The organism is Bacillus mexicanus (assembly GCF_050445615.1).
Classification (GTDB): domain Bacteria; phylum Bacillota; class Bacilli; order Bacillales; family Bacillaceae; genus Bacillus; species Bacillus mexicanus.
Genome location: NZ_JBCEYV010000001.1, coordinates 1,490,230 through 1,516,231, shown reverse-complemented (window position 1 = coordinate 1,516,231; position 26,002 = coordinate 1,490,230). Strand labels below are relative to the sequence as shown.

Sequence of the window (26,002 nt, the reverse complement as noted above, 5' to 3'; positions counted from 1 at the left end):
CATTCCACCTTATATAGACTTTCGTTTTTCTTCGTAAAAACGAAAAATTTTATTTTTGGTTTCGCGCTGAGGAATGCGGAATTGCTGAAGCAGCTTTTCGAAAGCTCGTTTGCCTTCATGCCAGTCTGCCGCCTCAAATTCGATTTCATAGTCCTCTTTATTTAAATATCGGCTGTGGTCTAAAACTATTAAGCCTTTTTCTGTTTCTTTTTCTGCGCGGTTTGTTGCTAAAGATCCAAAGTATTGAATGGCATCTGTATCTATATGAAGTTTGCGCAGCTGGTCCATCACAGGGCCTTCAGGAACTGAAAATGAAGAAAGATCTGATACCTCTGAAAGCCGCTGGTGTGTTTCCAACAGTCCTACATGTGCCGGTTCTTTTAATGTCAGGACATACTCTCCGTTTTTTCTGCGAATTCGAAGTGCAGCTTTTTTTTGTTTCAGCGCGAAGCTGTCTGTGTCAAAATAATGATTGCTTTGTTCTGTAAAATCTTCTTCTGTCAGCTGGAGTGCCGCTGCCAGCGTTTCAAATTCTTGTTTGGTCAGCATGTTTTTAAATTCTATTTCAATTTCTTGACTCATGATGTTCTTCCTTTCCGCCTTGTAAATCTGATTTTTACTATTATCTCTTTAGATGTTAGGTTTATCAATATCGAGCTTGATATGGTAAAATGAATCTGTACTTTTTTAAAAAAGGAGAGCATTATGCAAAACAGAATCGAAATCTTGAATGCAACATTATCGGATCAGCTTCGCCTTGCCTGTGAGACAGCAGGAATTGAAGCGGAATGCAAGCCGTCAGGTCAAATGCTTGTTGATTCTGACCGCTTTGCTTTTGTATACATACTTGAATTAGCTGATTCTTTTGAATATGTCATGATAAAGGAAGATGTATGGCCGGAACTGAAACAGGCTCATGCAAAAAGACTCCCGGTAGTCTTAAAGGCAGGAGACAAAACCATTGAGCTGGCAGGCCTGCATGAGGAGCTTGAGTATCTTTTAGAAAATATTAAAGATAATGCAAACTATGGAGAAATGGAAGATAAAGTAAAAAGGGTGTTTTTGTAGAAACTGGTTCGGAATTGGGGGATGTATGATGATGGATGACAAACAATGGGAGCGTTTTTTAGTGCCGTACCGCCAGGCTGTCGAAGAGTTGAAAGTGAAGCTCAAAGGGATTCGCACACTATATGAATACGAGGATGAACATTCGCCGATCGAATTTGTGACGGGGCGTGTTAAACCTGTGGCGAGCATACTTGAAAAAGCGAGAAAAAAGAGCATACCGCTGCATGAAATTGAAACCATGCAGGATATCGCAGGCCTTAGGATCATGTGCCAATTTGTCGATGACATCCAAATCGTAAAAGACATGCTGTTCGCCAGAAAAGATTTCACCGTTGTGGATCAGAGGGATTATATTGCGGAACATAAAGAGAGCGGATATCGGTCATATCACCTTGTCGTGATGTATCCTTTACAGACCGTGTCCGGTGAAAAGCATGTTCTCGTCGAAATACAGATCCGCACATTGGCGATGAATTTTTGGGCGACCATTGAGCATTCATTGAATTATAAATACAGCGGAAACATTCCGGAAAAAGTAAAATTAAGGCTTCAGCGTGCTTCTGAGGCGGCGTCCCGGCTTGATGAAGAGATGTCGGAAATCAGGAGTGAAGTACAGGAAGCTCAAGCTGCCTTTTCACGAAAGAAAAAAGGAAACGAGTAACAATAGGTAAAGGGGAAGAAAAGCATGAAATTTGCCGTATCATCAAAAGGAGATCAAGTTTCTGATACGCTGAAAAGCAAAATACAGGCGTATTTATTGGATTTTGATATGGAACTGGATGAAAATGAACCGGAAATCGTCATTTCGGTCGGAGGCGACGGAACTCTTTTGTACGCTTTTCACAGATACAGCGACCGCTTGGACAAAACAGCTTTTGTCGGCGTTCACACGGGTCATTTGGGCTTTTATGCGGACTGGGTTCCTCAAGAAATTGAAAAACTTGTTCTCACCATTGCGAAAACGCCTTATCATACAGTCGAATATCCGCTTCTTGAAGTGGTTGTGACCTATCACGAAAACGAGCGGGAAGAAAGATATTTAGCCTTGAATGAATGTACGATTAAAAGCATAGAAGGAAGCCTTGTGGCTGATGTGGAAATCAAGGGGCAGCTTTTTGAAACCTTCCGGGGCGACGGCCTTTGCCTGTCAACACCATCCGGCAGCACAGCCTACAATAAAGCGCTGGGCGGAGCGATTATCCATCCGTCTATCAGAGCGATCCAGCTTGCGGAAATGGCTTCCATTAATAACCGTGTATTCCGGACGGTCGGATCGCCGCTGCTTCTCCCTTCCCATCATGATTGCATGATTAAGCCAAGAAACGAAGTGGACTTTCAAGTGACGATTGACCATTTAACCCTTCTTCATAAGGATGTAAAGTCGATCCGCTGCCAGGTTGCTTCCGAAAATGTGAGATTTGCGAGATTCCGGCCGTTTCCATTTTGGAAACGAGTCCAGGATTCGTTTATCGGAAAAGGTGAATAGAAAGAGGACATATCGTGGAGCATTTTTTCATCAAAAAGAACATGACTTCCGCTGAAGACGGGATGACTCTAAAAGAATATGCTGGCGAGCTGGGCATTTCGAAACGTCTGCTGACTGATATTAAGTTTGGCGGGGGAGACCTGCTTATTAACGGCGAACATGTGACGGTCAAATACGTTTTGAGAGAAGGAGATGTCCTTGTCGTTCAGTTTCCTGAGGAGCAGGTGAGCGAGACGCTATTAGCTGAGCCTGTTTCGCTTGATATTCTGTATGAGGATGAACATGTGCTTGTTATAAACAAGCAGCCATATGTATCGTCAATCCCTTCGAGAGAGCATCCTTCCGGCAGTATTGCGAACGGAATTATCCATTATTATCAAATAAACGAAGTGCGGGCGACGGTTCACCTTGTCACCCGGCTTGACCGGGATACATCAGGTGTCATGCTTATTGCCAAGCATCGCTTTGCCCACTCTATTTTATCATCTGCGCAAAAAAACGGACTTGTGAAACGGCGGTATGCAGCAGTCGTCCACGGGCGGATGACGCAGGCGGAAGGAACAGTCGATGCTCCGATTGGCAGGCATCCTGACAGTATTATTGAACGGATAGTGAAACCCGGCGGGCAAAAGGCGGTTACTCACTTTGATGTCAGATGTGCAAATGATGACATCACCTCAGTGACATTGCAGCTTGAGACTGGACGGACCCATCAAATTCGTGTTCATATGAGCTATCTTGGGCACCCGCTGTGCGGCGATACACTGTACGGCGGTACGAGACGGAACATTGGCCGCCAGGCTCTGCACAGCGAGCAGCTGTCATTTATCCATCCGCTGACACAGGAAAACATGACGTTTCATGCCGCGCTGCCTCAAGATATGAAAGAACTGATAAAAGGAGAGAATCAATGATTCTCTCCTTTTTTATATGGAACGAAATCTTGATTCGTCATAAGGAAGGGAGCTTGGTACGGAGACGGTTTCTATTTCCGGAAAGCGAAAGCCTGTCAATTTATTCCCGAACACACAGCCTGTATCAATATTGATGGTGCGGTTGACCTTTTGAGGCTCTTTCACAGGTGTATGGCCGTATACTACCCATGATGTGCCGTTATAGGCTGCTGCCCAATCACGTCTAACGGGCCTGCCGTCCGGATACGTTTCCCCCGTCACATCACCATATAGCACAAAGTCTTTCACTCTGCGGGTATATTTGCCGATATCGTCAGCCTTTATGCCAGCATGGGCGACAACTAATTCTCCATTATGTAAGATGTCGTAAAGCGGCGCTGTTTCGTACAGCTTCATAAACTGTTGGCTGACTGCTATTCTCTCTTCTTTTGTGAGATCATCCAGCTCTGCCGCTGTTGTTTCAAGGCCATGCATCACTTTCACTGGGTTTCCTTTTAAGTAGCGGTACAGCTTGTTGCAATGATTTCCCGGGACATAACGGACGGCACCCTTTTCGTAAGCGCTGGCTACAAAGCGGATGACCTCTATCGATTTGGGCCCTCTGTCAGTTATATCTCCCGCAAAAATAAGCATCCTGCCTTCCTCGTGGACAGGCACTCCATTTTTGATCGTATAGCCAAGCTTTTGGATTAATGCAATCATTTCATCATAGCAGCCATGAATATCACTGATAATATCGTATGCCATACGGTATCCTCCTTGCTAATTGATTTATTTATTATGATGCAAAGTACTGGGAGTCATCACAAGCTTTTATGTGCAAATTATAGAAGAATCATTTTCTAAATAAAAAAAAGGCCTTATTACTTTATTTTTCATCATCAACCTTGTTAAAATCGCGTTATGTTTTGTAAACATGTGGTTTTGTTCTTTGAGTAAGAACTGGTATAACCATGATCTAAAAAGGAGGTTTTGATTATGGCGCATACATCTGTCGCATCTTTAGTTGTCGTACTTATCGTTGCATTTCTGACACCCATCCTTTTGCATCGGTTTAAACTCAGCATCCCGGTTGTTGTTGCTGAAATTATTATGGGATTGATTATAGGGAAAAGCGGTCTTAATTTAGTTGTGGAAGGTGACACATGGCTTCAGACGCTTTCTATGCTCGGCTTTATCTTTTTAATGTTTTTAAGCGGGCTTGAAATTGATTTTACATCGTTTGAAAAAGGAAAGAAAAAGCAGCTTCTGCCAAATGGAAAGGAAGCGCCTAATACGTTTGCTGCGGCATCCATTATTTTTGCAGGTATTTTTATTTTATCACTGCTGCTGTCCTACGGATTCGTCTTAACTGGATTTATCCAAAATGCTTTTTTAATGACGCTCATTATTTCAACCATTTCATTGGGCGTTGTCGTTCCTACGTTAAAAGAAGAGCGAATCATGAATTCAAATATCGGCCAGATTATTTTGCTCATTGCTGTTATTGCTGATTTGGCTACGATGATTCTTTTAGCTGTTTTTTCTTCTTTATACGGAGAGGACAGCGGAAACATGTGGCTCTTAATGATCTTGTTTGCGGCCGGAGTGGTGCTTTACTTTTTCGGCCGGGTTTTCAAACATCGCTCTTTTGTTCAATCCATGTCAAAAGGGACGATTCAAATTGGAACACGTGCCATTTTCACGTTAATCATCGTACTTGTTGCTTTGTCTGAATCACTTGGAGCAGAAAATATCCTTGGCGCTTTCTTAGCTGGGGTACTCGTTTCCCTTCTTTCGCCAAACAAAGAACTTGTTCAGCAGCTGGATTCATTCGGCTATGGGTTTTTAATTCCGATTTTTTTCGTAATGGTCGGTGTGAAGCTGGATATATGGACTCTTTTCCAAGATCCGAAAATTTTAATCATGATTCCGCTTCTGCTTCTGGCACTGTTAGTGAGCAAAATCATTCCTGTCTTGTACTTGAAAAAGTGGTATGATAATCGAACAGTTTTAGCGTCTGGTTTTCTGCTGACATCAACGCTTTCGCTTGTAATTGCCGCTGCGACAATCGGCCAGCAGCTTCACATCATCAGCGCTAATATGTCAGGGGCGCTGACATTAGTAGCCGTCATTGCCAGTATTTTTTCGCCGGTCTTCTTTAAGAAATTGTATAAACGGGAGAAGCAGACGGAAGAGAAAAAGACGATTACGTTTATCGGCGCAAATCAAATGACATTGCCAGTTACTCTTGAACTGCCGGAGGAAGAGTATGATGTGCGTGTTGTACACGTCTATCAAGAGAATGCGGAAGAAAAGCTGTCAGAATCAGTCTTTACTGTTGAAACAGTTTCTGACTATGAACGCGAGACGCTTGAATCACTCGGCATTTTTGATACGGATATCCTCGTTGTCGCGACTGGAAATGAAGACATGAATACGGACATTGCGTTATTTGCGAAAGAGAAAGGCACAGAAAGAATCATTGCCAGCGTAGGGTCTCCGGATAATGAAGCTGCGCTGAAGGAGCAAGGTATCAGCATTTTTTCTATTTTACTGTCAACAAAAACATTGCTTCGCGCGCTAATAGAAGCGCCGGGAGTCATGAGCCTGCTTACAAACCAGGAGTCTTCCCTGTATCAAGTGAATATGGAAAACGGCACATATGACGGTGTGATTTTGCGGGAATTTCCTTTAACGGGTGACGTCATCTTTGTCAGGATTTTCAGAGGTGTGGACAGCATCGTTCCTCACGGAGATACGAGGCTGAAACTGGGAGACCGCTTAATCGTTACCGGATCTCGGGAATATGTAACAGAACTTAAGAAAACATTGGAAGAATAAATCTTGACCAAGCAGAGATTCGTGTTAATATAGAGGTGCAGAACAATTCAATATGATTCGTATAACCACTAGGGGTGTCCTTCATAAGGGCTGAGATAAAAGTGTGACTTTTAGACCCTCATAACTTGAACAGGTTCAGACCTGCGTAGGGAAGTGGAGCGGTATTTGTGTTATTTTACTATGCCAATTCCAAACCACTTTTCCTTGCGGGAAAGTGGTTTTTTATTTATCAGGCAGGGGGAATGATGTGTGACGTTTTCAGAGGAATGCCGCAGGGCAGCCGCGCAATGGTGGGAGGGGAGTTTTGTCCATCCGTTTGTTCAAGGAATTGGCGATGGGACGCTTCCGATTGACCGGTTTACATACTATGTGCTTCAGGATTCATATTACTTAACGCATTTTGCAAAGGTGCAATCGTTCGGCGCTGCTTATGCGAAGGATCTTTATACAACAGGACGGATGGCAAGCCATGCCCAAGGTACATATGAAGCGGAAATGGCGCTTCATCGCGAGTTTGCGGAGCTGTTGGAAATCAGTGAACAAGAGCGAAAGGCGTTTAAGCCGTCTCCTACGGCATATTCTTATACATCCCATATGTACCGTTCGGTTTTGAGCGGGAATTTTGCCGAGATTTTAGCGGCACTGCTGCCTTGCTATTGGCTATATTATGAAGTCGGTGAGAAATTGCTGACGTGTGATCCGAGCCATCCCATTTATCAGAAGTGGATCAGCACTTACGGCGGTGACTGGTTCAGACAGCAGGTCGAAGAGCAAATCAATCGCTTCGATGAGCTGGCGGAAAACGCCACGGATGAAGTGCGCATCAAGATGAAAGAAAATTTTGTCATTTCGAGTTTCTACGAGTACCAATTTTGGGGAATGGCTTATCGAAAAGAAGGCTGGTCTGAACCCAATATAAAAGAGGTGAAGGAAAGTGGAGCTTCACGCTATAACTGATGATCGTAAGCCGGTTGAACAGTTAGCAAAAGCGATGATAGCGATTCAGAATGAAGTTGATTTTATACACATTCGGGAACGGTCAAAATCGACAGCCGACATTTTGGAACTGCTCAGGCTTATTTCTGACGGCGGTGTAGATAAACGAAAACTCGTCATGAATGAACGGGTGGATATTGCGCTTCTTTCTACAATTCATCGCGTGCAGCTGCCAAGCGGCAGTTTTTCGCCAAAGCAGGTCAGAGCCAAATTTCCTCATCTTCATATTGGGCGGTCGGTGCATTCACTTGAGGAAGCACTTCGAGCAGAAAAGGAAGATGCGGACTACGTACTGTTCGGCCATGTGTTTAAAACGGATTGCAAAAAGGGTCTTGAAGGCCGAGGAGTGTCTTTGCTGTCAGATATCAAACAGCAGATTTCCATCCCGGTTATCGCGATCGGCGGAATGACGCCGGATAGGTTAAGAGATGTAAAACAAGCAGGTGCAGACGGCATCGCTGTCATGTCGGGGATTTTTTCTTCCGCTGATCCTTTGGAAGCTGCCGGACGATACTCCTGTACGTTAAAGGAGATGCGCTATGAAAAGGCATTATGATGCGGTTGTCATTGGAGGCGGAATGATCGGTTCTGCGATTGCTTATCATGTGGCAAAGGAAAACAAAGAAATTGCATTGTTTGAAAGCGGAGCAATAGGCGGCAGAACAACAAGCGCTGCTGCCGGTATGCTTGGCGCCCATGCCGAGTGTGAGGAGCGTGATGCGTTTTTTGACTTTGCCATGCACAGCCAGCGCCTGTACAAAGGGCTTGGAGAAGAGCTTTACACACTATCTGGTATCGATATGAGACAGCATAACGGCGGTATGTTTAAGCTTGCGTTTTCAGAAGAAGATGTACTGCGGCTGAGGAAGATGGATGATTTGGATTCTGTCAGCTGGCATACAAAGGAAGAAGTGTTAGATACAGAGCCATATACGGCTGCTGACATTTTCGGAGCGGCCTTTATTCAGGATGATGTACATGTTGAGCCTTATTTTGCTTGCAAGGCATATGCGAAAGCAGCGAAAGCGCTTGGAGCGGAGTTTTTTGAGCATACGCCTGTCCTGCATGTCGAACGTGACGGTGAAGCGCTATCTATCGAGACGCCGAAAGGTAACGTGCGGGCGGATCATGTCGTGATTGCCAGCGGGGTATGGAGCGGAACATTTTTTAAACAGCTCGGGCTGAATCATTCATTTTTCCCTGTGAAAGGGGAGTGCCTGTCGGTTTGGAATGATGATATCCCGCTGACGAAAACCCTTTACCATGATCATTGCTATATCGTACCAAGAAGAAGCGGCAGACTGATAATCGGCGCGACAATGAAGCCAGGTGACTGGAGTGAAGCACCGGATCTTGGCGGGGTGGGATCAGTAATGAAAAAAGCAAAAACGATGCTGCCGGCCATTCAGAATATGAAGGTGGATCGTTTTTGGGCAGGGCTGCGGCCGGGGACAATGGATGGGAAACCATATATCGGGAGACACCCTGAGGACAGCCGTATTTTATTCGCAGCGGGCCATTTCAGAAATGGGATTCTGCTTGCTCCGGCAACGGGTGCTTTGGTCAGAGATCTCATCATGGGTAAAGAGGTTAATCAAGAATGGGTGCACGCATTCCGAATTGATCGCAAGGAGGCGGTTAAAAGATGATGCTACAGCTGAACGGAAAAGATGTGAAGTGGGAAAAAGACACAGGTACAATTCAAGACTTGCTGGCGTCTTATCAGCTTGAAAATAAAATCGTTGTCGTTGAAAGGAATAAAGAAATTATCAGCAAAGAGCATTACCACGAGGTTGAGCTTTGTGATCGCGATGTCATTGAAATTGTCCATTTTGTAGGAGGCGGATGAGCATGTTAACAATTGGCGGGAAATCATTTCAATCAAGATTGCTGCTAGGCACGGGGAAATATCCATCGTTTGACATCCAAAAGGAAGCGGTGGCCGTTTCTGAATCTGATATTCTAACATTTGCTGTACGGAGAATGAACATCTTTGAAGCGTCTCAGCCAAATTTTCTGGAGCAGCTTGATTTATCCAAATACACGCTATTACCGAATACAGCGGGCGCCAGCACAGCTGAAGAAGCGGTTCGGATTGCAAGGCTGGCGAAAGCGTCAGGGCTTTGTGACATGATTAAAGTTGAAGTCATCGGCTGCAGCCGATCCTTGCTTCCTGATCCTGTTGAGACACTAAAAGCGTCCGAACAGCTTCTTGAAGAAGGCTTTATTGTGCTCCCGTATACGTCTGATGACGTTGTATTAGCGAGAAAACTGGAGGAGCTCGGCGTTCATGCCATCATGCCGGGTGCGTCTCCGATTGGATCGGGACAGGGAATCTTAAATCCTTTGCATCTGTCATTTATTATTGAACAGGCCAAAGTGCCGGTCATCGTGGATGCCGGAATTGGATCGCCTAAAGACGCAGCATACGCAATGGAGCTAGGAGCGGACGGCGTACTTCTCAATACAGCCGTATCAGGCGCGGAGGATCCAGTAAAAATGGCGCGTGCGATGAAGCTCGCGGTGGAAGCCGGGCGCCTTTCCTATGAGGCGGGCCGCATTCCGCTTAAGCAATACGGGACGGCAAGCAGTCCGGGAGAAGGTCTTCCTGTATGACAGACAGGTACTCCAGACAGGAGTTGTTTGCTCCGATCGGCCCGGCTGGACAGAAGAAATTGAAAGACGCGCGCGCCGTAATTATCGGCGCCGGCGCGCTTGGAACAGCGAGTGCGGAAATGCTTGTGAGAGCGGGAGTAGGCAATGTGAAGATTGCCGACAGAGATTATGTGGAATGGAGCAACCTGCAGCGCCAGCAGCTGTATACAGAAGAGGATGTCAAAAACGAAATGCCGAAAGCAGCTGCTGCGGAGCAACGCCTCCGCTCGATTAACAGCGATGTCGATGTGACTGGTCTTGTCATGGATGTGACAGCGGAAAATGTCTTTGAGCTGATTAAAGGCACTTCCATCATTGTGGATGCGGCCGATAATTTTGAAACCCGTCTGATCGTAAATGATGTTGCGGTCAAAGAAGGGATTCCTTTTCTCTATGGTGCTTGTGTAGGGAGCTACGGCCTCACTTTTACCGTAGTGCCTGGATCGACCCCCTGCCTGCATTGCTTGCTTGATACACTTCCGATTGGGGGAGCCACATGTGACACAGCTGGCATCATCAGTCCAGCTGTTTTGCAGGTAGCGGTTTTTCAGGTGACAGACGCGCTGAAGCTGCTGACGGGAGAGGAGTGCGAGCCGGTGCTGCGCTCCTTTGACTTGTGGAAAAATGAACGGTCAGAGGTGAGAGCGGCTGGTCTCAAGCGTGATGCATGCCCAAGCTGCGGCACGAAGGATTTTCCGTTTTTGTCATACGAGAATCAAACAAAAGCAGCTGTATTGTGCGGCAGGAACACGGTGCAAATCAGATCATCCTTTACGAAAGAAGCTGATCTTGATGTGCTGGCTTGTCAGTTGAAAAAAGCCGGATTTGAAGCAGCCGCGAACCCGTATTTAATTTCCTGCCGCTCAGATGATATGAAAATGGTGCTGTTCCGGGATGGCAGAGCATTGATCCACGGCACGAATGATATTGCCCGGGCGAAGTCTATTTATCATAAATGGATCGGATCATAAAAGGGGTGTAATGGCATGAGTATATATAAAGCTTTGACAATCGCAGGCTCTGATTCAGGCGGCGGAGCAGGGATACAAGCCGATATCAAAACATTTCAGGAACTTGATGTTTTCGGTATGTCCGCAATTACAGCGGTAACGGCTCAAAATACGCTTGGCGTCCACGGGGTGCATCCGCTGACCGTAGAGGCACTGAGACAGCAAATTGATGCTGTTGCCGAGGATTTGAGACCGGACGCCGTTAAAACGGGAATGCTCTGGAATGCTGAAATGATTGAAGAAGTGGCGAAAAAAATTGATGAATATGGGTTTAATCGTGTGATAGTTGATCCGGTAATGATTGCAAAGGGAGGTGCATCCTTGCTGCATGATGAATCAGTTGCCACCTTAAAGGAGCTGCTCATCTCCAGAAGCTACGCGGTTACGCCGAATGTTCCGGAAGCGGAAACACTGACAGGAATGACAATCCGCTCATTGGACGACCGAAAAAAAGCAGCGGAGGAGCTTGTGAAGATGGGGGCGCAGCATGTGATCATCAAAGGCGGACATCAGCCTGATGACAATCACATTACTGACCTTCTTTTTGATGGGAACGTGTTTATGCAGATCAGCCATCCTTTTATCGATACGAAACATACGCATGGCACAGGCTGTACCTTTGCTGCAGCTGTAACAGCTCAAACGGCTAAAGGAGACAGCATTCATCAGGCATTCGAGGCGGCAGTCAGCTTTGTCCGTGAAGCGGTGGAAAATACGCTCGGTATCGGGTCGGGACACGGGCCGACAAACCATTTCGCCTTTAAGCGAAACAGCTTAAAAACGAGCCGATGAGATCACCAGCTGATGGTGGTCTCGTTTTCGTTTGTCTATCGTATGCGCTTTTCATCTGGACAAGGTTATGATATGATAGGGATTAAGATCAGGTACTAATACTATGTCTTTATTAAATATAGGAGGCTTTATACATATGAATTTTTCACTTGAAGGCCGCAACATTGTTGTCATGGGGGTTGCCAACAAACGCAGTATCGCATGGGGTATTGCGCGCTCTTTACATGAAGCGGGCGCCCGCTTGATTTTCACATACGCAGGAGAACGTCTGGAGAAATCTGTTCATGAGCTTGCGGGAACGTTAGAACGCAACGATTCCATTATTCTTCCTTGTGACGTAACTAACGACGCGGAAATCGAAACATGCTTCGCAAGCATTAAGGAGCAGGTCGGTGTAATCCACGGTATCGCGCATTGTATCGCGTTTGCTAATAAAGAAGAGCTTGTCGGCGAATACTTAAGCACAAATCGTGACGGTTTCCTTTTGGCTCATAACATCAGCTCATATTCTCTAACAGCTGTTGTCAAAGCAGCACGTCCGATGATGACTGAAGGCGGAAGCATTGTTACTTTGACTTACCTTGGCGGAGAACTTGTGATGCCAAACTACAACGTCATGGGTGTAGCGAAAGCTTCTCTTGATGCAAGTGTGAAATACTTAGCTGCTGACTTAGGAAAAGAAAATATCCGTGTTAACAGCATTTCTGCCGGCCCGATCAGAACATTGTCTGCTAAAGGCATCAGCGATTTCAACTCTATCCTGAAAGATATTGAAGAGCGTGCGCCGCTTCGCCGCACGACAACACCTGAAGAAGTAGGCGATACAGCTGCGTTCTTATTCAGCGATATGTCTCGAGGCATTACAGGTGAAAATCTTCACGTTGACTCAGGTTTCCATATCACTGCACGCTAAGCAGGATCTATATCAAGCAATCCCGAATAGAGGGATTGCTTTTTTATTTCTTCTGATTTTCAGGTTTCTGTCATATAGATAGACTATGACACAATCGGAGGGATGAAGATGTCTAATAAGAAAAGAAACGCGGAAAAAAAACCGCTCATGTATATTGTTCAGCCGGATTACGCAGAAACAACAAGGTCATCTATGCAGGAGATTGTCATCAAAAGAAAGGCCGACAAACCCGCTCCGCCAAAAGCGGAGGAAAAGCCGGCCTACCGAGAGAAACAGCAGGAGAAAGCTGTGGTAACAGAGGTGCAGGAAGCAGAACAAAAGCCTGAAATTGAGTCAGTGAGCCAGCACATAGAAGAGGTGAAAGAGCCCGAAAACAAGAAAAAACAGCAGGAACTGAATGCAGAGCCGGAGCCCGCAGAAGAAACCATTGAACAAGAGCCTCCGAAAGCAGGAAAAAAGGAAGAGCCTGTGCCTGAGGCCCAGAAGCCTGAAAAAGAACCGGAAGCTGTTCATAATGCAGCCAAAGCGGAGGAAAAAGCCCCGCCGGCAAGAAAAGTGAAAAAGCCAATGAGCAAGATGACGATTCACGAAAAAATTGATTTTTTAACAAAACTTCCTCATAACATGCCGAGAGCGCTTTGTTTGATTGAAGCTAATGGAAAAACGTACAGAGGTGTGATTGTCGGCAGAAGAAACGATTCTGTCCTGCTCCGAACGACTGGAAATGGCGCGCCGACTGAGCTGGTGATTGATGACATCACTTCTTTACATCCGCTCGGTTTTTAATGGAATGAAAAAAAGCTGCCCGGCAGATGTTCCCGGACAGCTTTTTTACATAGAGAAAAGCGCTGCAGTCGCATTTAATGATGATGGTGCGTACGATTGATTAATCGAGGAGTTAAGCAGTTGATTGCGCAGAAGCAGTCTAAGTCCACTTCAATGCAGTAGTTCGTTCTTTCAAGTCGAAACACTTCGCAAACTGTATCTTTATCAGTGAAATCCAAAATGTGTTTGTGTTCGTCAAATGCAATTAATAATGACAATGTTGCGCAGCAGTCATGAACTTTTTCCACTCTGAAAAATACAGTATTAAAGCAAGGCCCATTTTCAAGTTCTCCAACATTTCCGAAAGCGACCAGAGGATTTGATTTTGATGTAAACAGCACGAAAGGCACTGTATCGCCTAGCGAATGGGTTGGTGACAAAAGTTTTGAATTGCAGCTAGTCGGGCAGTCTTCTTCAACAGCACTTTGCAGATCCTCAATATTTTCTACAGCTTCACGCACGCAGCTTGATGTTTTTTGGCTCATATTATATCCCTCCTGCCTTATAAATTTCTTGAGACTGGCGAAATGATGGAGAGTCAGCTGCTTCCCACCGGAAGCAGCTGAATAATTTGCACCTGTAATAGAGTTTGGAAGGGGATTCCTTTTTACAAGTGTTTATCCATTGTGATGATGCTTTTTATCTCTGTTAGGGGATGTTCTGTCAACTAACTCTGGCGATAAGCACTGAATGGCACAGAAGCATCCAAGATCCACTTCAATGCAGAAATCTGTTTTTTCAAGTCCGAAGAAATCTGGGTCGCAAGGATGGCAAACGCTTAAGGTATCGCATTTGACATCAACCGGGCGCAAAATAGACAGTGTTGCACAGCATTCGCATATTTTTTCGACGCGGAAGAAAATGGATTCAAAGCATTGCATATCATCCATAAATCCCCCCACGTTTCCGAAAGTGGAGAACAATCCGCCTTTTTTATCAAACAAGAGAAACGGAATTGTGTCTTTTCCTGCAATTGTCGGATTCAAAAGGTTTGTATAGCAGCCAGTAGGACACTGTTCCTCAACTGCCTCCTGCTCTGCTAAAATCTTTTCCACTGCATCGGATACACAGTTCTCATGCCGGCCATGGGTTTTTCCGCAGCTCATTGATTTCAGCTCCTTCTTTATAGGGTATTTGACTTTAGTCCTTAACAACATATGTACCCGTACGCCACTTGGTGTGGGTGAACGTCTATATATTCATCATATGCTTGGAAAATAAGAAAAAGCAGAGCGTTTTTAGCTCTGCTTTTAAGTTCCTTAGAGAACAAGAGTGATTGTTAAGAGGGCGACTAGGAGGTTTACTGCTGTAGAGATAACTGTTGCGATATCGGCATCTACTGTTGTGACATTTACACCTCGTGAGCATTCGATGAGAAGTTTTTGGCGGTTTACTTGTTTGTTAGCTGCAATCTGTAATAAATCTTGTGCGATTAATTCGGCAATTACGCCGTCTGCAATGGATGTGAGAGTTAATATTACAGTAGCATTATTAATCGCTGTTAAGACTGATGATACTGCTTGAACGTCTGTGGATGAAACATTGATGTCACATGAGTCTCTGATAATAATGGTCTCATCGGAGACTTGCTTATTCAGATTCGCCTGAGCTATATTTTGGTCGATAAAAGCATTATCGTGGCCGAATCCATGGCCATGGCAGCAAATATCACAATGGCATTTTCTTTCATGTTTTTCTTTCTCTTTATCATCTAACGGATGGTCGCAGTCAGGATCAAGTGCAACCCAAGAATACGGTCTGCTTTCCATATCTATTCCTCCTTTTCTTTTACTGTTATTAAATGAGCGAGCCTCTTAGTTTGACTGAGGCATATATCTTGGTGAAGAGCCCTATTTTTTATGGTTAGTTTGAATTGTTATTGTTTTGCCGTCTTTGTCTGAGTTGTTCAATTAGCTGCTCTCTGCGGTTTTGCGGTTTATCGTTCTTTTGCTCTTGAACGGCTGCTTCTTCTTTTTTCTTCTTTTGGTTTTCGATTAATGCTGCTGATTTAGCTTGCAAATCTTTTACAAGATTTAAGAGCATTTCTTTTTCTTCGTCTGATACTTTTTTCATTTTGTCTTTCGTGACACCATGTTTAGAAAATATATTTTGGACCAGCATTTTCGTCATCGGATCAGCTTCCGGAAGCTTTGCAAGCTCTTCTTTTATTTTATCGTTATCTGACATTTGTTTTCACCTCGGCTTTTTAATTTGTGAAAAGAAAGGGTTAAAGGACGTCAAGTTCATTGAGAATGCTGTTTAGCACCTGAAGCAAAATTTGTACAAAGGTTATTATTTCGACAGCAGATAAAGTGATTTTGATATTACGGCTGTTGATAATTTTAATGATGGTTCTTTTCTTGATTTGAGAGTTGTCGAGAATGAGAATGTCGCTTGCCACTTCGTCAGCTAAGTCTTCGTCGGCAATGACGAGCTGTGTCGCCAGGATAATCAATGTTGTAACTAAGGCTTGTATAGAAAGGGCAGATGTTATATGTGATGTATCTATTGTGATATTTTCGCAATCAATGACTTCGATCTGCTGCTCGAATTCGCTTGATAATTGCTCAAATATGTCAGGATGCAGGGATGCAACTTTTTCTTCAAATGACATAACCTTCACTCCTTTCTTATCCATACTCTATATAATGCAAAAGGGGTGCAGAGCGGAATAATAAAAATAACTAATTTTGCGCCGGACAAGATACAATTCATCAAGAATAGGGTTTTAGCATATATGTGAAGGGATCATGATTGGAAAGGAGTGAACAAGTGGTTATTAATGGACTGACAATTGTTCTTCTTTCACTTGCGGTCTTTCGGCTTGCTCGGCTGCTGGTATTTGATACGATTATGGCGCCGCTTCGCAGTCTGTTTCACGAAGAGAAGGAGGAAAAGGATGCGGACGGGAACATGGAAACATTTATTGTAGTTAAGGGAACGGGTGTGAGGGCGTTTATTGGTGAATTGCTGAGCTGTTATTGGTGCACAGGCGTGTGGTGCGCCGGCTTTTTAATTTTATGCCAGGCATTGATCCCGCAAGCGGCGCAGTGGCTGATATTGCTGCTGGCGATCGCCGGTCTCGCAGGCATCATCGAAACGCTCGTATCAAAATGGCTGCAGGAATAAGGCATTCCCGCCAGCAACTTTTCACTAGCATCCGCATAAAGTAGCATATATGATATAAGGAAAGGAAGGGAACAAAGTGAATCAATCCGATAAACCTTCCCAAAAAACTCCATATACAGAAACATTGCATCAACCAAAAAAGATTAAAAAGAAAGGCTGCGGGTGCGGAAAAAATAAAAAGAAAAAACCTCAATAACTTGGCAAAGAAACCGGAGATCTCCGGTTTTTTGTTTTTTTTAACGGAGCGGTTGTTCTCAGCATATATCATGAGTGGGGGGATACCAGTGAATGAGTTTGAAAAATGGATAGAAGGCAAATATGAACCTCATGAACAAAAGCAAACAAAGCATGAAAACACGATGAGCCGTATCACAAAAGATTTGGATGCATTTGATGAAGCCGGTCTGTCGTTTGAAGAGGAGATTGAAGAGCTTGCTGAAAAAACGGAAGCCTTACTCAAAAAACGTCAGGCCCAGTATGATCAATTATAAATCCGCAATCGCCCTATGCGTTTATCCAAGCCAAATAACTCGGCTTTCATAATGTATAGAGAGTAAAGGAGGTGCTTATCTATGGGCTTTGGATACGGATTTGGCGGCGGCTATGGCGGCGGCTGTTGTGGCGGTTACGCTGGCGGCTATGGCGGCGGCTATGGTTCAACATTTGTTTTGTTGGTCGTATTATTCATTCTCCTCATTATCGTAGGTGCATCTTTCTTTTAAGATGAATTGAGGAAGTACAGGTGATCACCTGTGCTTCCTTACCTTGTGTTTATTTTTAACGTTTTGGTAAAGCACATTGTATGATGTACCTTCATACAATACCATATCACTCCGCCAAAAGGAGGCGTCCTATGGATAATCAATTTTTCAAAAATATCGAGAAGAAAACAGGTGTCAAGATGCAGGATGTCATGAATCTTGCCGGCTCGCTTCAAAACGCCAATTTTAAAGATGAAAATACAGTCCGCAGCGTCATTAAGCGCGTAGCACAGCTGGCAAACAGACGCGTGCCGAGAGAATTAGAAGATAAGATTGTGCAATCTATTACAAGCGGAAAAGAAAAGCTTGATTTTAACACGATTTCCAAAATGATGGATAATAAATAAGCAGAAGGCCTTGCTGACACATTGCAGCAGGCCTTTTTTACAGAAAAGACCCGACAGATTGCTGCCGGGCTGTTAGTTATGCAAGGGCTGTCTTGCTTGCTGTAAAAGAGGATATAAAAATCTTGAACGATGGGCTGTTTTACCGCGCCTGTTTGCGGGACATGACAAATATAGATGCTGTTTGGCCCGGGTCATGGCGACATATAACAGGCGTCTCTCTTCCTCAAGAGGCGCTTCAACTCCTTTTCTCGCTGTTTCTAATGAGAAATCGTGCGGAATCGAGCCGTCTACGGTGCCTAACACGTAGACCGTTTTGAACTCAAGGCCTTTTGAACGGTGAATGGTCATCAGCTGAACGCCATTTTCATTCGTTTTGTTTTTCTCAGCGGCCCGCATATGATCTACATGGGCGAGAAAGTCAGGGATCGTTTTGAATTTCTTGGCAACGACCTTGATGTCACGCAGATCATCAGAACCTTTTTCCAGTTTATTGCCTTCATTGCCCCGTTTTTTTAAATACTCGGAAAAGCCCATTTTCCCTTCTGCAAAGGTGATCGCTTCCACCGGCTTCATCGTGCGGATGCTGGTGAAAAACGGGACGATCTTCTTGATTTTGGTCAGCTGGAACGGCATTAGGTCAGGCAGCTTGGCCAGCGCTTGAATCATGGAGCAGTCCTCGGTGATCGAGAGTGCCTTCAGCGTGTTCAATGCAGACTGTTTCAAGAATAAGGCAGGCAGCAAGTGCTTAATCGCCTCAGTGTCATCCTCATTTTGGCTCGCGTACAAGTATGCAAGAATTTGGCGGATGATCCGTCTGCTGTAAAACGATTGGACACCGCGATCAGCAGTATACGGAATGGACGATTGATGAAGTCTTTCGTAAATGGCGCGTCCAGCGCTGTTTGTGCGGTAGAGAACCGCAAAGTCTTCAGGGCTTGCTCCATTTTGAATTTTTTCTTTCATATCGGCAACGACCATTGTTGCTTCTTCCTCTTCGTCATATGGATAAAACAGCACAGGGGCCTGCACGTCATCACGGGCTGCTTCAAGCATTTTGGCATACCTGTTTTTATTCTTTTTCACGACGATATCAGCACTTGAAACAATCGGGTGTGTAGATCTGTAGTTCGCAGTTAAATAGATCGTCTTGGCACCGGGATAATCCTTTTGGAAATCAAGAATAAAAGACGGATTACTTCCGCGAAACGCGTAGATGGACTGGTCATCGTCCCCGACGCAGCAAAGGTTTTGTTCCGGGCTGGCAAGCATTTGCATCATTTTATATTGAACGGGATTAATGTCCTGGAACTCATCTATTAAGATATACGTAAACCGAGATTGGTATTGTTTCAGAAGATCCGGCCGATCAATAAACAATTCATAACAGGCTGAAGCCATGTCATCAAAATCAAATTGATTTTGTTCTTTTTTCTGGCGTTCATAATGTTCATATAAACGATAAACTTGTTTTTCCCACTCGTCTTTTAAAGGAATGCGTTCATTCGGTACATAAGTGTTTTTCCAGAAACCGATCTGCTGCAGGGCTTGGTCAACAGGAAACTCTTTCTCATCAATTCCTTCTTCATAGAGTGCTTTTTTGATATATTGTTCCCGCTGCCACTCCATTTTCAGCAGATGCTCGCCGTTCCACTTCGCGGCATCATAGTGATACAGAATCTTATAAAACAAGCTGTGGAAGGTTCCGGTGACAAGTCTTCTGACTTTTGCCGGCTGTAATCCATACTGCTTCGCCATACGCTCTTTCATTTCTGCGACGGCTTTTGTTGTGAAAGTGACAAGCAGCATGTTTTCCGGCGGTATGCCTAGGTGTTCGATCATATGGGCAGCGCGCGCGGTCAGCACACGTGTTTTTCCGCTTCCTGCACCTGCAAGCACAAGCAGCGGACCTTCCGTTTCTGTGACGGCTTTCAGCTGATCCGTGTTCAAGCCGACAGATGGAAAAAGGCTCATATCAGGTTCTATTGCTTTTTGTACAAATGGTATTCTTGGTGTTATACTTCTCGGCCGCTGCCATTCCGTTACAGCTGGAGACGGATCAGCAGCAATCGCTTTTCCCTTAGGCAAACGAATGACACCAGACTGCTGCTCGTCTTCTTTTTTTTCCTCTATAACAGGCTTCGGTTCGCACGCCTCCTCACATGCCGGGAAATCGCCTGGCTGGCGGTGGATAAACTCCGGCGGATCGGCGATGTTGAGCCTTAACAAAACGGATTTTCCGCAATGAGAACAAAATAAATGTCCTTTTATTCCTTCTTCAAAGAGGAATTGATAATGTTCTCTCGAATATGTATGTAAGTGTATCGTTCGGTCATTCAGTCGGGCGCATTTCAAAAAAGGGGTCCTCCCAATCAAAAGGTGTTCATTACAGACAATGACTATCATATCAAAAGAAATGTGTTTCAAAAAGTAAGTTTAAGGGAAAAGATATAGCAGAAGGGTGGGGTTCGAATGATATATGCAGGTCATATTCAAAGCCAGCAATACGCTCAATATGCAAACAGAACGATTGGACATAAGCAGGATTATGCCGGAACTGAAAAAATCCGATATGTCCCGTTTCAACGGGTATATAAGGAACTGGAAAAGCAGCAGGAAAATCAAACGGCCGCTGAAAGAAAAGTAAACGAGACAAAACGTAAGCGCTCTCTACATAAGGAAGGTATAAGGTATCAAAAAGGATTCTTCATTAATGAATATAGATAAAAAATCTCCGATAATCATTCGGAGATTTTTTATTGCAGAATGTTAGATATCATTGTAATATGTCATAAAAGATTTTGGGAACGGGGTGATGCAATGATTTTATCCATTAACCCTCAAGTTAAATACTTTAAGAAATCTAAAAACCGGGAGAATTCCACTTGAAAAGATTTGTTAATACAATTTTTAATTATTGTGGTAATTCATTTACCAAATGACATCGAGGTGTTTTTTTATGAAAGCGGAGCAGATCCAAAGAGATCTTGAACGTTTACACTATTGGGATGCAAGGGTCCTGCAATTAGAGTCTTATTTTTTCAGTGACGAAATAATAATGATATTTGAAGACACAGACAGTAATGTAAAGTTATCTTTTACAGGTTGTTCATCATTTTCATTTGTTACAACTGCTGATGATCGAATAAAACCGTTAAAAGATTTGCAAAGGTCCCAAATCCCTTATTTTCTCCAGAATATTGAGATGTCAACAATCCAGAGCGAAGGGAAAGAATTATTAAAAAGTAAAATCCTCATGCCGCCTTTAAATGCAGAAATTGTATGTCATACTATTTCTATAAACAAAGTAGCTTGATATAACTTAAGGCCCTGTATAAGGACCTTAAGTTATGCGATCATTTAACCATTTGCAAATGGGGAATGCCGGCATCGAGGAATTCTTTTTCAGAAAGCACACGATACCCGTGTTTTTTGTAAAACGGCACGGCCTGCGTTTGTGCGTTTAACGTGAAACCGGAAGCGCCGCCGTCTGCGGCCGCTTTTTCGAGTGCTTTCATAATGATGCCGCCGACACCGGAGGAGCGGTAGCTTTTCAATACGCAAATTCGCTCTAGCTTGCCGTATCCGTCCTTCATGCGCCATCTGCCAGCGCCGACAGGCTTTTCGCCGTCATACACGACAATATGCTCCGCTTCATTTTCAAGTTCGTCGATTTCTTCTTCAGCAGGTACGTTTTGTTCTTTGACAAATACTTCTTTTCTTACATAAAATGCATCATTTATTTGTTCTTCATTTTTTGCGATAACTGCTTCCAAACGATTATTCTCCTCCGCCCAGCAAGAAGGTTTCATATACTGTCCACGATCCGTTATCTAACTGGTAAAGCAAGTGAAAACGGTCTGCGATTTCTTCATGAGATACTTCCTGCATTTTTAATTGTCCCAGCACATCTGAATGTTCATCGTCGGAAAGGTTTTGGCCGACCGTTATGTGCGGAACAAAATTATATTCCTGCTCACCAGCCAGCACACCGGTGTATAACTTTTCATTGAGGGTTTTTAATTCTTCCGTCGGCTCTGCTTTGATGTAAATGACATTATTAACAGGCGCAAATGAGCTGTATTTTGTCATTTTGAGAACGAGCGGATGGGACTCCTTTGCGATGTTTCTCAGATGGGATACAAGCTGATCCGCTTTCTCCTCCGCACATTCAAACGATGCTCTCAGCGTCAAATGAGGCGGAATCAGGGAATAGCTTGGGTCATAGCGCTTTCTGTAAGAGTTCGCAAGGTCTTGGAGTTTTTTTGATGGGAATAAAACGATTCCATATTTCATAGTATGTCCCTCCTGAAATAAAGTATGATAAAGTGTCAAAGCATTTTTTTCAGCGCAGGCGTGATGAGCGGCTGCCAATATGTCCATTTGTGATCGCCCTCAAATGGTTCAAATTCATAATCGGAAAGTTTCTCCTCCAGCAGCTGTTTCAGCTCCTGATTCGGTTTTGTAAAATCCAGAATGCTTCCGTCTGTCGTGTGGACGTCGGTTTCTTTTGTTCCGATTTGGTGATAAATAGAGAGGTGTTTGATATCGCCCGACTGTTTGAGAGCTTCCAAAACATGTTTGTCAACATAAGGAGACTGCATGATAATATTTCCAAACATATTTGGATAATCAAGCGCTGTCATAAGCGATATGGTCGCTCCAAGCGAGTCCCCGATCAGAGTTCGCCCGTAGCCGACCTGATAGGTAGGATACGCCTCGTCAGCAAACGGAACGAGCTCATGGGCGATGAACCGTTTATAGGCCGAAAATTTTGAGCCTTCCGGATGGTAGGTTTTTCTGCGCTCTTTTACATCCTTATAAGGCACACCGATAACTATACACCGTTCTATTTCCCGTTTGGAAAGCAATTCTTCAACCTGTCTGCCGATTCTCCCCAGCCGGAAATAATCATGCCCGTCCTGTGCGATAATGACATGGTATTTATAGAGAGGGGAGTAGTTGGACGGCAGATAAACGAGCAATGTCATTTCCTCATTCAGCTCTTTTGAAAAGAACTTTTTTTCTTGTACTGTGCCGTTTTTCGGTGCCATCATATATTCCTCCAGGACATCACTAGACTTTCTTGCTATTTTTCATTATTGTACCACGAATTATTAGAAATTTCTCTCTTTAAACCGTTCGGAACTCGAACAAAAAAGTGTTGAAATAAACTGCAAATTGCGCTAATATAAAACAATCAGAAAATTTCAATCGATATTTCTTATCGTGAGAGGTGGAGGGACTGGCCCTTAGAAACCTCAGCAACCGGCCTGTTTTGCATAAGTGCAAAGCGCCAAGGTGCTAAATCCAGCAAGCGTTTTTTATGCTTGGAAGATAAGAAGAAGCGTTAAACCCCTTCTTCTTATCAAGAAGGGGTTTTTTATTATGAAAAGGGAAGGTGTCAGCTATATGTCACAACACGTTGAAACGAAATTAGCCCAAATCGGGAACCGAAGCGACGAAGTAACGGGAACAGTGAGTCCTCCTATTTATTTATCAACAGCATACCGCCACAGGGGGATCGGGGAATCGACTGGATTTGATTATGTCCGGACGAAAAACCCGACACGCCAGCTTGTCGAGGACGCAATCGCCAGTTTAGAAAACGGAGCGAGAGGGCTTGCCTTCAGTTCGGGAATGGCAGCCATCCAAACGATTATGGCACTGTTTAAAAGCGGAGATGAACTGATCGTTTCATCGGACTTATATGGCGGCACGTACCGTTTGTTTGAAAATGAATGGAAAAAATACGGATTGACCTTTCATTATGATGATTTTAGCGATGAGGACTGTTTACGCTCAAAGGTAACGCCGAATACCAAAGCGGTGTTTGTGGAAACACCGACAAATCCGCTCATGCAAGAGGCGGACATTGAAAAAATTGCTCGGATCACTCAAGAGCACGGTCTTCTGCTGATCGTAGATAATACATTTTATACACCGGTTTTGCAGCGTCCGCTTGAACTGGGGGCAGACATTGTGATTCACAGCGCAACCAAGTATTTAGGCGGGCATAACGACTTGCTTGCGGGACTTGTCGTTGTAAAGGATGAGAAGCTTGGAGAGGAAATGTTTCAGCATCAAAATGCAATCGGCGCCGTCCTGCCTCCGTTTGATTCGTGGCTTTTGATGAGAGGAATGAAGACGCTCAGTCTCAGAATGCGCCAGCATCAGGCAAACGCACAGGAGCTTGCGGCGTTTTTAGAAGATCGGGAAGAAATTGCGGATGTGCTGTATCCGGGTAAAGGCGGCATGTTGTCCTTCCGATTGCAAAACGAAGAGTGGATCAATCCATTTTTAAAAGCGCTGAAAACAATTTGTTTTGCAGAAAGCCTCGGCGGGGTGGAGAGCTTCATTACATATCCTGCCACACAGACACACATGGATATTCCTGAAGATATCCGTATCGCAAACGGGGTCTGCAATCGCCTGCTGCGTTTTTCGGTCGGAATAGAACATGCAGACGATTTAAAAGAGGATCTAAAACAAGCGCTATGTCAGGTTAAAGAGGGAGCTGTTTCATTTGAGTAATCATAATAATTGGACGCTGGAAACCCAGCTCGTGCACAATCCATTTAAAACAGACGGATCAACAGGGGCAGTCAGTGTACCGATCCAGCACGCATCGACTTTTCATCAATCTTCATTTGAAGAGTTTGGCTCATACGATTACAGCCGCTCAGGCACGCCGACAAGAACAGCTCTCGAAGAAACAATTGCCGCACTGGAAGGCGGAACGAGAGGATTTGCTTTTAGTTCAGGCATGGCTGCAATCTCAACAGCATTTTTACTTTTGTCACAGGGCGATCATGTTCTTGTGACGGAAGATGTATACGGCGGAACCTTCCGTATGGTGACAGAGGTGCTGACCCGGTTTGGCATTGAGCATACATTTGTCGACATGACGGATACGAATGAAGTAGCGCGGAAGATCAAGCCGAACACAAAGGTTATTTATATGGAGACACCGTCAAATCCGACACTGGGGATCACTGATATTAAAGCAGTTGTTCAGCTTGCAAAAGAAAACGGCTGTCTGACCTTTCTGGACAACACATTCATGACACCGGCACTGCAGCGTCCGCTTGATCTTGGCGTGGATATTGTGCTTCATAGTGCAACGAAATTCTTGAGCGGACACAGCGATGTGCTGTCAGGACTGGCTGCTGTCAAGGATGAAGAGCTTGGGAAGCAGCTGTATAAGCTGCAAAACGCGTTTGGCGCCGTCCTTGGCGTGCAAGATTGCTGGCTCGTGCTACGCGGCTTAAAAACATTACAGGTCCGTTTAGAAAAAGCGAGCCAAACAGCGCAGCGGCTTGCGGAGTTTTTCCAGAAGCATTCGGCGGTGAAACGCGTGTATTATCCAGGGCTGTCTGATCATCCGGGCGCTGAAACGCATAAAAGCCAGTCGGTGGGAGCGGGCGCCGTGCTATCCTTTGAGCTTGAAAGCAAAGAGGCTGTTAAGGCATTAGTAGAAAACGTATCACTTCCTGTCTTTGCTGTCAGCCTTGGTGCAGTAGAATCCATTTTGTCTTATCCGGCAACAATGTCTCACGCGGCAATGCCTAAGGAAGAGCGTGAAAAACGCGGTATTACAGACGGTCTGCTCCGTCTTAGTGTGGGTGTCGAACACGCAGACGATTTAGAACGTGATTTCGAACAAGCGCTGAAGCAAATTGCTCCCGTGCCAGTTCGTTAAAAAAGAAGCCGGGGATAACTCGGCTTCTTCTATTATATATTATCATTAGGATTCAAAATTGCGAGGATTTGATGATCCTCCCAGACGCCGTTAATTTTCACATTTTTTCTGGCAATGCCTTCTTTATGAAATCCCGCTTTTTCCAATACACGCATAGACCCGATGTTGCGGGGCATCACACCGGCTTCAATCCGATGCAATTTCAATTCGTGAAATGCAAAATCAACAATCAATCTGACTGCCTCTGTCATAAAACCCTTTCCATTATGGGCTTTGTCTAAAAAATATCCGATGAACGCAGTTTGCAGCGCCCCGCGGATGAGTTGGAAAAGCGAAACTGTCCCGATTAAGGAATCGTTTGATGCTATAAAAATGCCAAAATGATATTCTTCATCATCCTCCTGTCTTTGCCAATACTCGGTAATTTGTTTTCTTTGCCCATCAACCGTATAGTAATCGTCTGCACGAATCATGGAAAACTGTTCAAAAAAATCCCGGTTTTCGCTTTGCAGCCGCAGGTTTTCTTCTGCATCCTTTACATCTAAATGCTTTATATAAATGGTATTTCCTTTTAACATACATTG

Annotated in this window: 34 protein-coding genes and 2 riboswitches; of the genes, 22 read left to right on the top strand and 12 right to left on the bottom strand. The window is 44.4% G+C overall.

Annotated elements, in window-relative coordinates; translation table 11 throughout:
- Positions 1–9 precede the first annotated feature (9 nt).
- Positions 10–582, bottom strand: coding sequence for a CYTH domain-containing protein (locus tag AAGG74_RS08205; RefSeq protein WP_429675063.1), 573 nt, complete (start codon positions 580–582; stop codon positions 10–12).
- Positions 583–705: 123 nt separating this feature from the next.
- Here AAGG74_RS08205 and AAGG74_RS08200 point away from each other — a divergent pair, with 123 nt between their 5' ends.
- From AAGG74_RS08200 to AAGG74_RS08185, 4 genes are read left to right on the top strand one after another with little or no spacing between them, the layout of a single operon-like run.
- Positions 706–1,068, top strand: a complete 363-nt coding sequence (locus AAGG74_RS08200; RefSeq protein WP_225494172.1) for a UPF0738 family protein — start codon at positions 706–708, stop codon at positions 1,066–1,068.
- 31 nt (positions 1,069–1,099) lie between these two features.
- A complete protein-coding gene (yjbM, locus tag AAGG74_RS08195) occupies positions 1,100–1,729 on the top strand; it encodes a GTP diphosphokinase (protein WP_162102176.1) in 630 nt (209 codons plus the stop codon).
- 24 nt (positions 1,730–1,753) lie between these two features.
- Positions 1,754–2,554, top strand: a complete 801-nt coding sequence (locus tag AAGG74_RS08190) for an NAD kinase (RefSeq protein ID WP_162101932.1) — start codon at positions 1,754–1,756, stop codon at positions 2,552–2,554.
- A 14-nt stretch (positions 2,555–2,568) separates the two neighbouring features.
- Positions 2,569–3,468, top strand: coding sequence for an RluA family pseudouridine synthase (locus AAGG74_RS08185; protein ID WP_429675062.1), 900 nt, complete (start codon positions 2,569–2,571; stop codon positions 3,466–3,468).
- A 12-nt stretch (positions 3,469–3,480) separates the two neighbouring features.
- Here AAGG74_RS08185 and prpE read toward each other — a convergent pair whose 3' ends face one another.
- Entirely contained in the window at positions 3,481–4,215 is a 735-nt protein-coding gene (gene prpE / locus AAGG74_RS08180; RefSeq protein WP_429675061.1) for a bis(5'-nucleosyl)-tetraphosphatase PrpE, read from the bottom strand.
- Positions 4,216–4,446: 231 nt separating this feature from the next.
- On the opposite strand from prpE, the gene AAGG74_RS08175 reads away from it, so the two are divergent.
- The 10 genes from AAGG74_RS08175 (at position 4,447) to cotO (ending at position 13,443) form a co-directional block, all read left to right on the top strand.
- Complete coding sequence (locus tag AAGG74_RS08175; RefSeq protein ID WP_162101930.1) at positions 4,447–6,291, top strand: monovalent cation:proton antiporter family protein; 1,845 nt, start codon at positions 4,447–4,449, stop codon at positions 6,289–6,291.
- A gap of 60 nt (positions 6,292–6,351) precedes the next feature.
- A riboswitch (TPP riboswitch) is annotated at positions 6,352–6,460 on the top strand.
- 80 nt (positions 6,461–6,540) lie between these two features.
- Complete coding sequence (gene tenA, locus AAGG74_RS08170; protein ID WP_429675059.1) at positions 6,541–7,248, top strand: thiaminase II; 708 nt, start codon at positions 6,541–6,543, stop codon at positions 7,246–7,248.
- Complete coding sequence (gene tenI, locus AAGG74_RS08165) at positions 7,226–7,843, top strand: thiazole tautomerase TenI (protein ID WP_162101928.1); 618 nt, start codon at positions 7,226–7,228, stop codon at positions 7,841–7,843. Before tenA ends, tenI begins: the two co-directional genes overlap by 23 nt.
- On the top strand, positions 7,827–8,936 hold the full coding sequence (thiO, locus tag AAGG74_RS08160) for a glycine oxidase ThiO (RefSeq protein WP_429675058.1): 1,110 nt from the start codon (positions 7,827–7,829) through the stop codon (positions 8,934–8,936). The genes tenI and thiO overlap by 17 nt, the downstream gene beginning before the upstream one ends.
- Positions 8,936–9,136 carry a sulfur carrier protein ThiS gene (gene thiS / locus AAGG74_RS08155; RefSeq protein WP_162102174.1) on the top strand — a complete coding sequence of 67 codons (201 nt, stop codon included), beginning with the start codon at positions 8,936–8,938 and terminating at the stop codon, positions 9,134–9,136. Before thiO ends, thiS begins: the two co-directional genes overlap by 1 nt.
- Positions 9,133–9,903 carry a thiazole synthase gene (thiG, locus tag AAGG74_RS08150; protein WP_162101926.1) on the top strand — a complete coding sequence of 257 codons (771 nt, stop codon included), beginning with the start codon at positions 9,133–9,135 and terminating at the stop codon, positions 9,901–9,903. The genes thiS and thiG overlap by 4 nt, the downstream gene beginning before the upstream one ends.
- Positions 9,900–10,913 (top strand): thiazole biosynthesis adenylyltransferase ThiF, encoded by a 1,014-nt coding sequence (gene thiF / locus AAGG74_RS08145; RefSeq protein WP_429675057.1) that lies wholly within the window; start codon positions 9,900–9,902, stop codon positions 10,911–10,913. The genes thiG and thiF overlap by 4 nt, the downstream gene beginning before the upstream one ends.
- 15 nt (positions 10,914–10,928) lie before the next feature.
- Positions 10,929–11,744 carry a bifunctional hydroxymethylpyrimidine kinase/phosphomethylpyrimidine kinase gene (gene thiD, locus AAGG74_RS08140; RefSeq protein ID WP_429675055.1) on the top strand — a complete coding sequence of 272 codons (816 nt, stop codon included), beginning with the start codon at positions 10,929–10,931 and terminating at the stop codon, positions 11,742–11,744.
- 136 nt (positions 11,745–11,880) lie between these two features.
- Positions 11,881–12,657 (top strand): enoyl-ACP reductase FabI, encoded by a 777-nt coding sequence (fabI, locus tag AAGG74_RS08135; RefSeq protein ID WP_162101923.1) that lies wholly within the window; start codon positions 11,881–11,883, stop codon positions 12,655–12,657.
- A gap of 102 nt (positions 12,658–12,759) precedes the next feature.
- Positions 12,760–13,443, top strand: a complete 684-nt coding sequence (gene cotO, locus AAGG74_RS08130) for a spore coat protein CotO (protein ID WP_162101922.1) — start codon at positions 12,760–12,762, stop codon at positions 13,441–13,443.
- 74 nt (positions 13,444–13,517) lie between these two features.
- On the opposite strand, the gene cotZ is transcribed toward cotO, so the two are convergent.
- The 5 genes from cotZ to cotV all read right to left on the bottom strand — a co-directional run bounded on the left by cotZ (position 13,518) and on the right by cotV (position 16,096).
- Positions 13,518–13,967 carry a spore coat protein CotZ gene (cotZ, locus tag AAGG74_RS08125; protein ID WP_429675054.1) on the bottom strand — a complete coding sequence of 150 codons (450 nt, stop codon included), beginning with the start codon at positions 13,965–13,967 and terminating at the stop codon, positions 13,518–13,520.
- Between the two features lie 132 nt (positions 13,968–14,099).
- Positions 14,100–14,588, bottom strand: a complete 489-nt coding sequence (cotY, locus tag AAGG74_RS08120) for a spore coat protein CotY (protein ID WP_162101920.1) — start codon at positions 14,586–14,588, stop codon at positions 14,100–14,102.
- 153 nt (positions 14,589–14,741) lie between these two features.
- The gene (gene cotX, locus AAGG74_RS08115; RefSeq protein ID WP_162101919.1) at positions 14,742–15,251 is read right to left on the bottom strand and encodes a spore coat protein CotX; all 510 of its coding nucleotides are present in this window, start codon (positions 15,249–15,251) and stop codon (positions 14,742–14,744) included.
- A gap of 94 nt (positions 15,252–15,345) precedes the next feature.
- Complete coding sequence (cotW, locus tag AAGG74_RS08110) at positions 15,346–15,669, bottom strand: spore coat protein CotW (RefSeq protein WP_162101918.1); 324 nt, start codon at positions 15,667–15,669, stop codon at positions 15,346–15,348.
- Positions 15,670–15,709: 40 nt separating this feature from the next.
- Positions 15,710–16,096 carry a spore coat protein CotV gene (gene cotV, locus AAGG74_RS08105; protein WP_162101917.1) on the bottom strand — a complete coding sequence of 129 codons (387 nt, stop codon included), beginning with the start codon at positions 16,094–16,096 and terminating at the stop codon, positions 15,710–15,712.
- Positions 16,097–16,254: 158 nt separating this feature from the next.
- On the opposite strand from cotV, the gene yjcA reads away from it, so the two are divergent.
- The 4 genes from yjcA (at position 16,255) to spoVIF (ending at position 17,719) form a co-directional block, all read left to right on the top strand.
- On the top strand, positions 16,255–16,611 hold the full coding sequence (gene yjcA, locus AAGG74_RS08100; protein WP_429675053.1) for a sporulation protein YjcA: 357 nt from the start codon (positions 16,255–16,257) through the stop codon (positions 16,609–16,611).
- 284 nt (positions 16,612–16,895) lie between these two features.
- Positions 16,896–17,102 carry a hypothetical protein gene (locus AAGG74_RS08095; protein ID WP_225494166.1) on the top strand — a complete coding sequence of 69 codons (207 nt, stop codon included), beginning with the start codon at positions 16,896–16,898 and terminating at the stop codon, positions 17,100–17,102.
- Positions 17,103–17,183: 81 nt separating this feature from the next.
- Positions 17,184–17,333: a sporulation protein YjcZ gene (gene yjcZ / locus AAGG74_RS08090; protein ID WP_429675052.1), complete on the top strand. Its 150-nt coding sequence runs from the start codon at positions 17,184–17,186 to the stop codon at positions 17,331–17,333.
- A 131-nt stretch (positions 17,334–17,464) separates the two neighbouring features.
- A complete protein-coding gene (gene spoVIF / locus AAGG74_RS08085; RefSeq protein ID WP_429675051.1) occupies positions 17,465–17,719 on the top strand; it encodes a sporulation-specific transcription regulator SpoVIF in 255 nt (84 codons plus the stop codon).
- Positions 17,720–17,791: 72 nt separating this feature from the next.
- Here the strand turns inward: spoVIF and AAGG74_RS08080 are convergent, their stop codons facing one another.
- Entirely contained in the window at positions 17,792–20,071 is a 2,280-nt protein-coding gene (locus AAGG74_RS08080) for an ATP-dependent helicase (RefSeq protein WP_429675050.1), read from the bottom strand.
- A 117-nt stretch (positions 20,072–20,188) separates the two neighbouring features.
- Between AAGG74_RS08080 and AAGG74_RS08075 the strand changes: the two genes are divergently transcribed.
- Positions 20,189–20,443 (top strand): hypothetical protein, encoded by a 255-nt coding sequence (locus AAGG74_RS08075; protein ID WP_162101911.1) that lies wholly within the window; start codon positions 20,189–20,191, stop codon positions 20,441–20,443.
- A 232-nt stretch (positions 20,444–20,675) separates the two neighbouring features.
- Entirely contained in the window at positions 20,676–21,032 is a 357-nt protein-coding gene (locus AAGG74_RS08070) for a hypothetical protein (RefSeq protein ID WP_429675049.1), read from the top strand.
- 40 nt (positions 21,033–21,072) lie between these two features.
- Here AAGG74_RS08070 and AAGG74_RS08065 read toward each other — a convergent pair whose 3' ends face one another.
- Genes AAGG74_RS08065 through AAGG74_RS08055 form a run of 3 tightly spaced genes read right to left on the bottom strand, consistent with a single transcriptional unit; the run spans position 21,073 to position 22,770 of the window.
- Entirely contained in the window at positions 21,073–21,492 is a 420-nt protein-coding gene (locus AAGG74_RS08065) for a GNAT family N-acetyltransferase (protein ID WP_429675048.1), read from the bottom strand.
- 4 nt (positions 21,493–21,496) lie between these two features.
- Complete coding sequence (locus AAGG74_RS08060; protein WP_429675047.1) at positions 21,497–22,012, bottom strand: YjcG family protein; 516 nt, start codon at positions 22,010–22,012, stop codon at positions 21,497–21,499.
- Between the two features lie 35 nt (positions 22,013–22,047).
- Positions 22,048–22,770: an esterase family protein gene (locus tag AAGG74_RS08055; RefSeq protein ID WP_429675046.1), complete on the bottom strand. Its 723-nt coding sequence runs from the start codon at positions 22,768–22,770 to the stop codon at positions 22,048–22,050.
- Between the two features lie 167 nt (positions 22,771–22,937).
- Positions 22,938–23,060, top strand: a riboswitch (SAM riboswitch).
- Between the two features lie 68 nt (positions 23,061–23,128).
- Here AAGG74_RS08055 and metI point away from each other — a divergent pair.
- On the top strand, positions 23,129–24,250 hold the full coding sequence (metI, locus tag AAGG74_RS08050) for a cystathionine gamma-synthase/O-acetylhomoserine thiolyase (protein WP_162102173.1): 1,122 nt from the start codon (positions 23,129–23,131) through the stop codon (positions 24,248–24,250).
- Positions 24,243–25,418 carry a cystathionine beta-lyase gene (gene metC, locus AAGG74_RS08045; RefSeq protein WP_162101906.1) on the top strand — a complete coding sequence of 392 codons (1,176 nt, stop codon included), beginning with the start codon at positions 24,243–24,245 and terminating at the stop codon, positions 25,416–25,418. The genes metI and metC overlap by 8 nt, the downstream gene beginning before the upstream one ends.
- 32 nt (positions 25,419–25,450) lie before the next feature.
- On the opposite strand, the gene AAGG74_RS08040 is transcribed toward metC, so the two are convergent.
- Positions 25,451–25,996 carry a GNAT family N-acetyltransferase gene (locus tag AAGG74_RS08040; protein ID WP_429675045.1) on the bottom strand — a complete coding sequence of 182 codons (546 nt, stop codon included), beginning with the start codon at positions 25,994–25,996 and terminating at the stop codon, positions 25,451–25,453.
- Positions 25,997–26,002 lie beyond the last annotated feature (6 nt).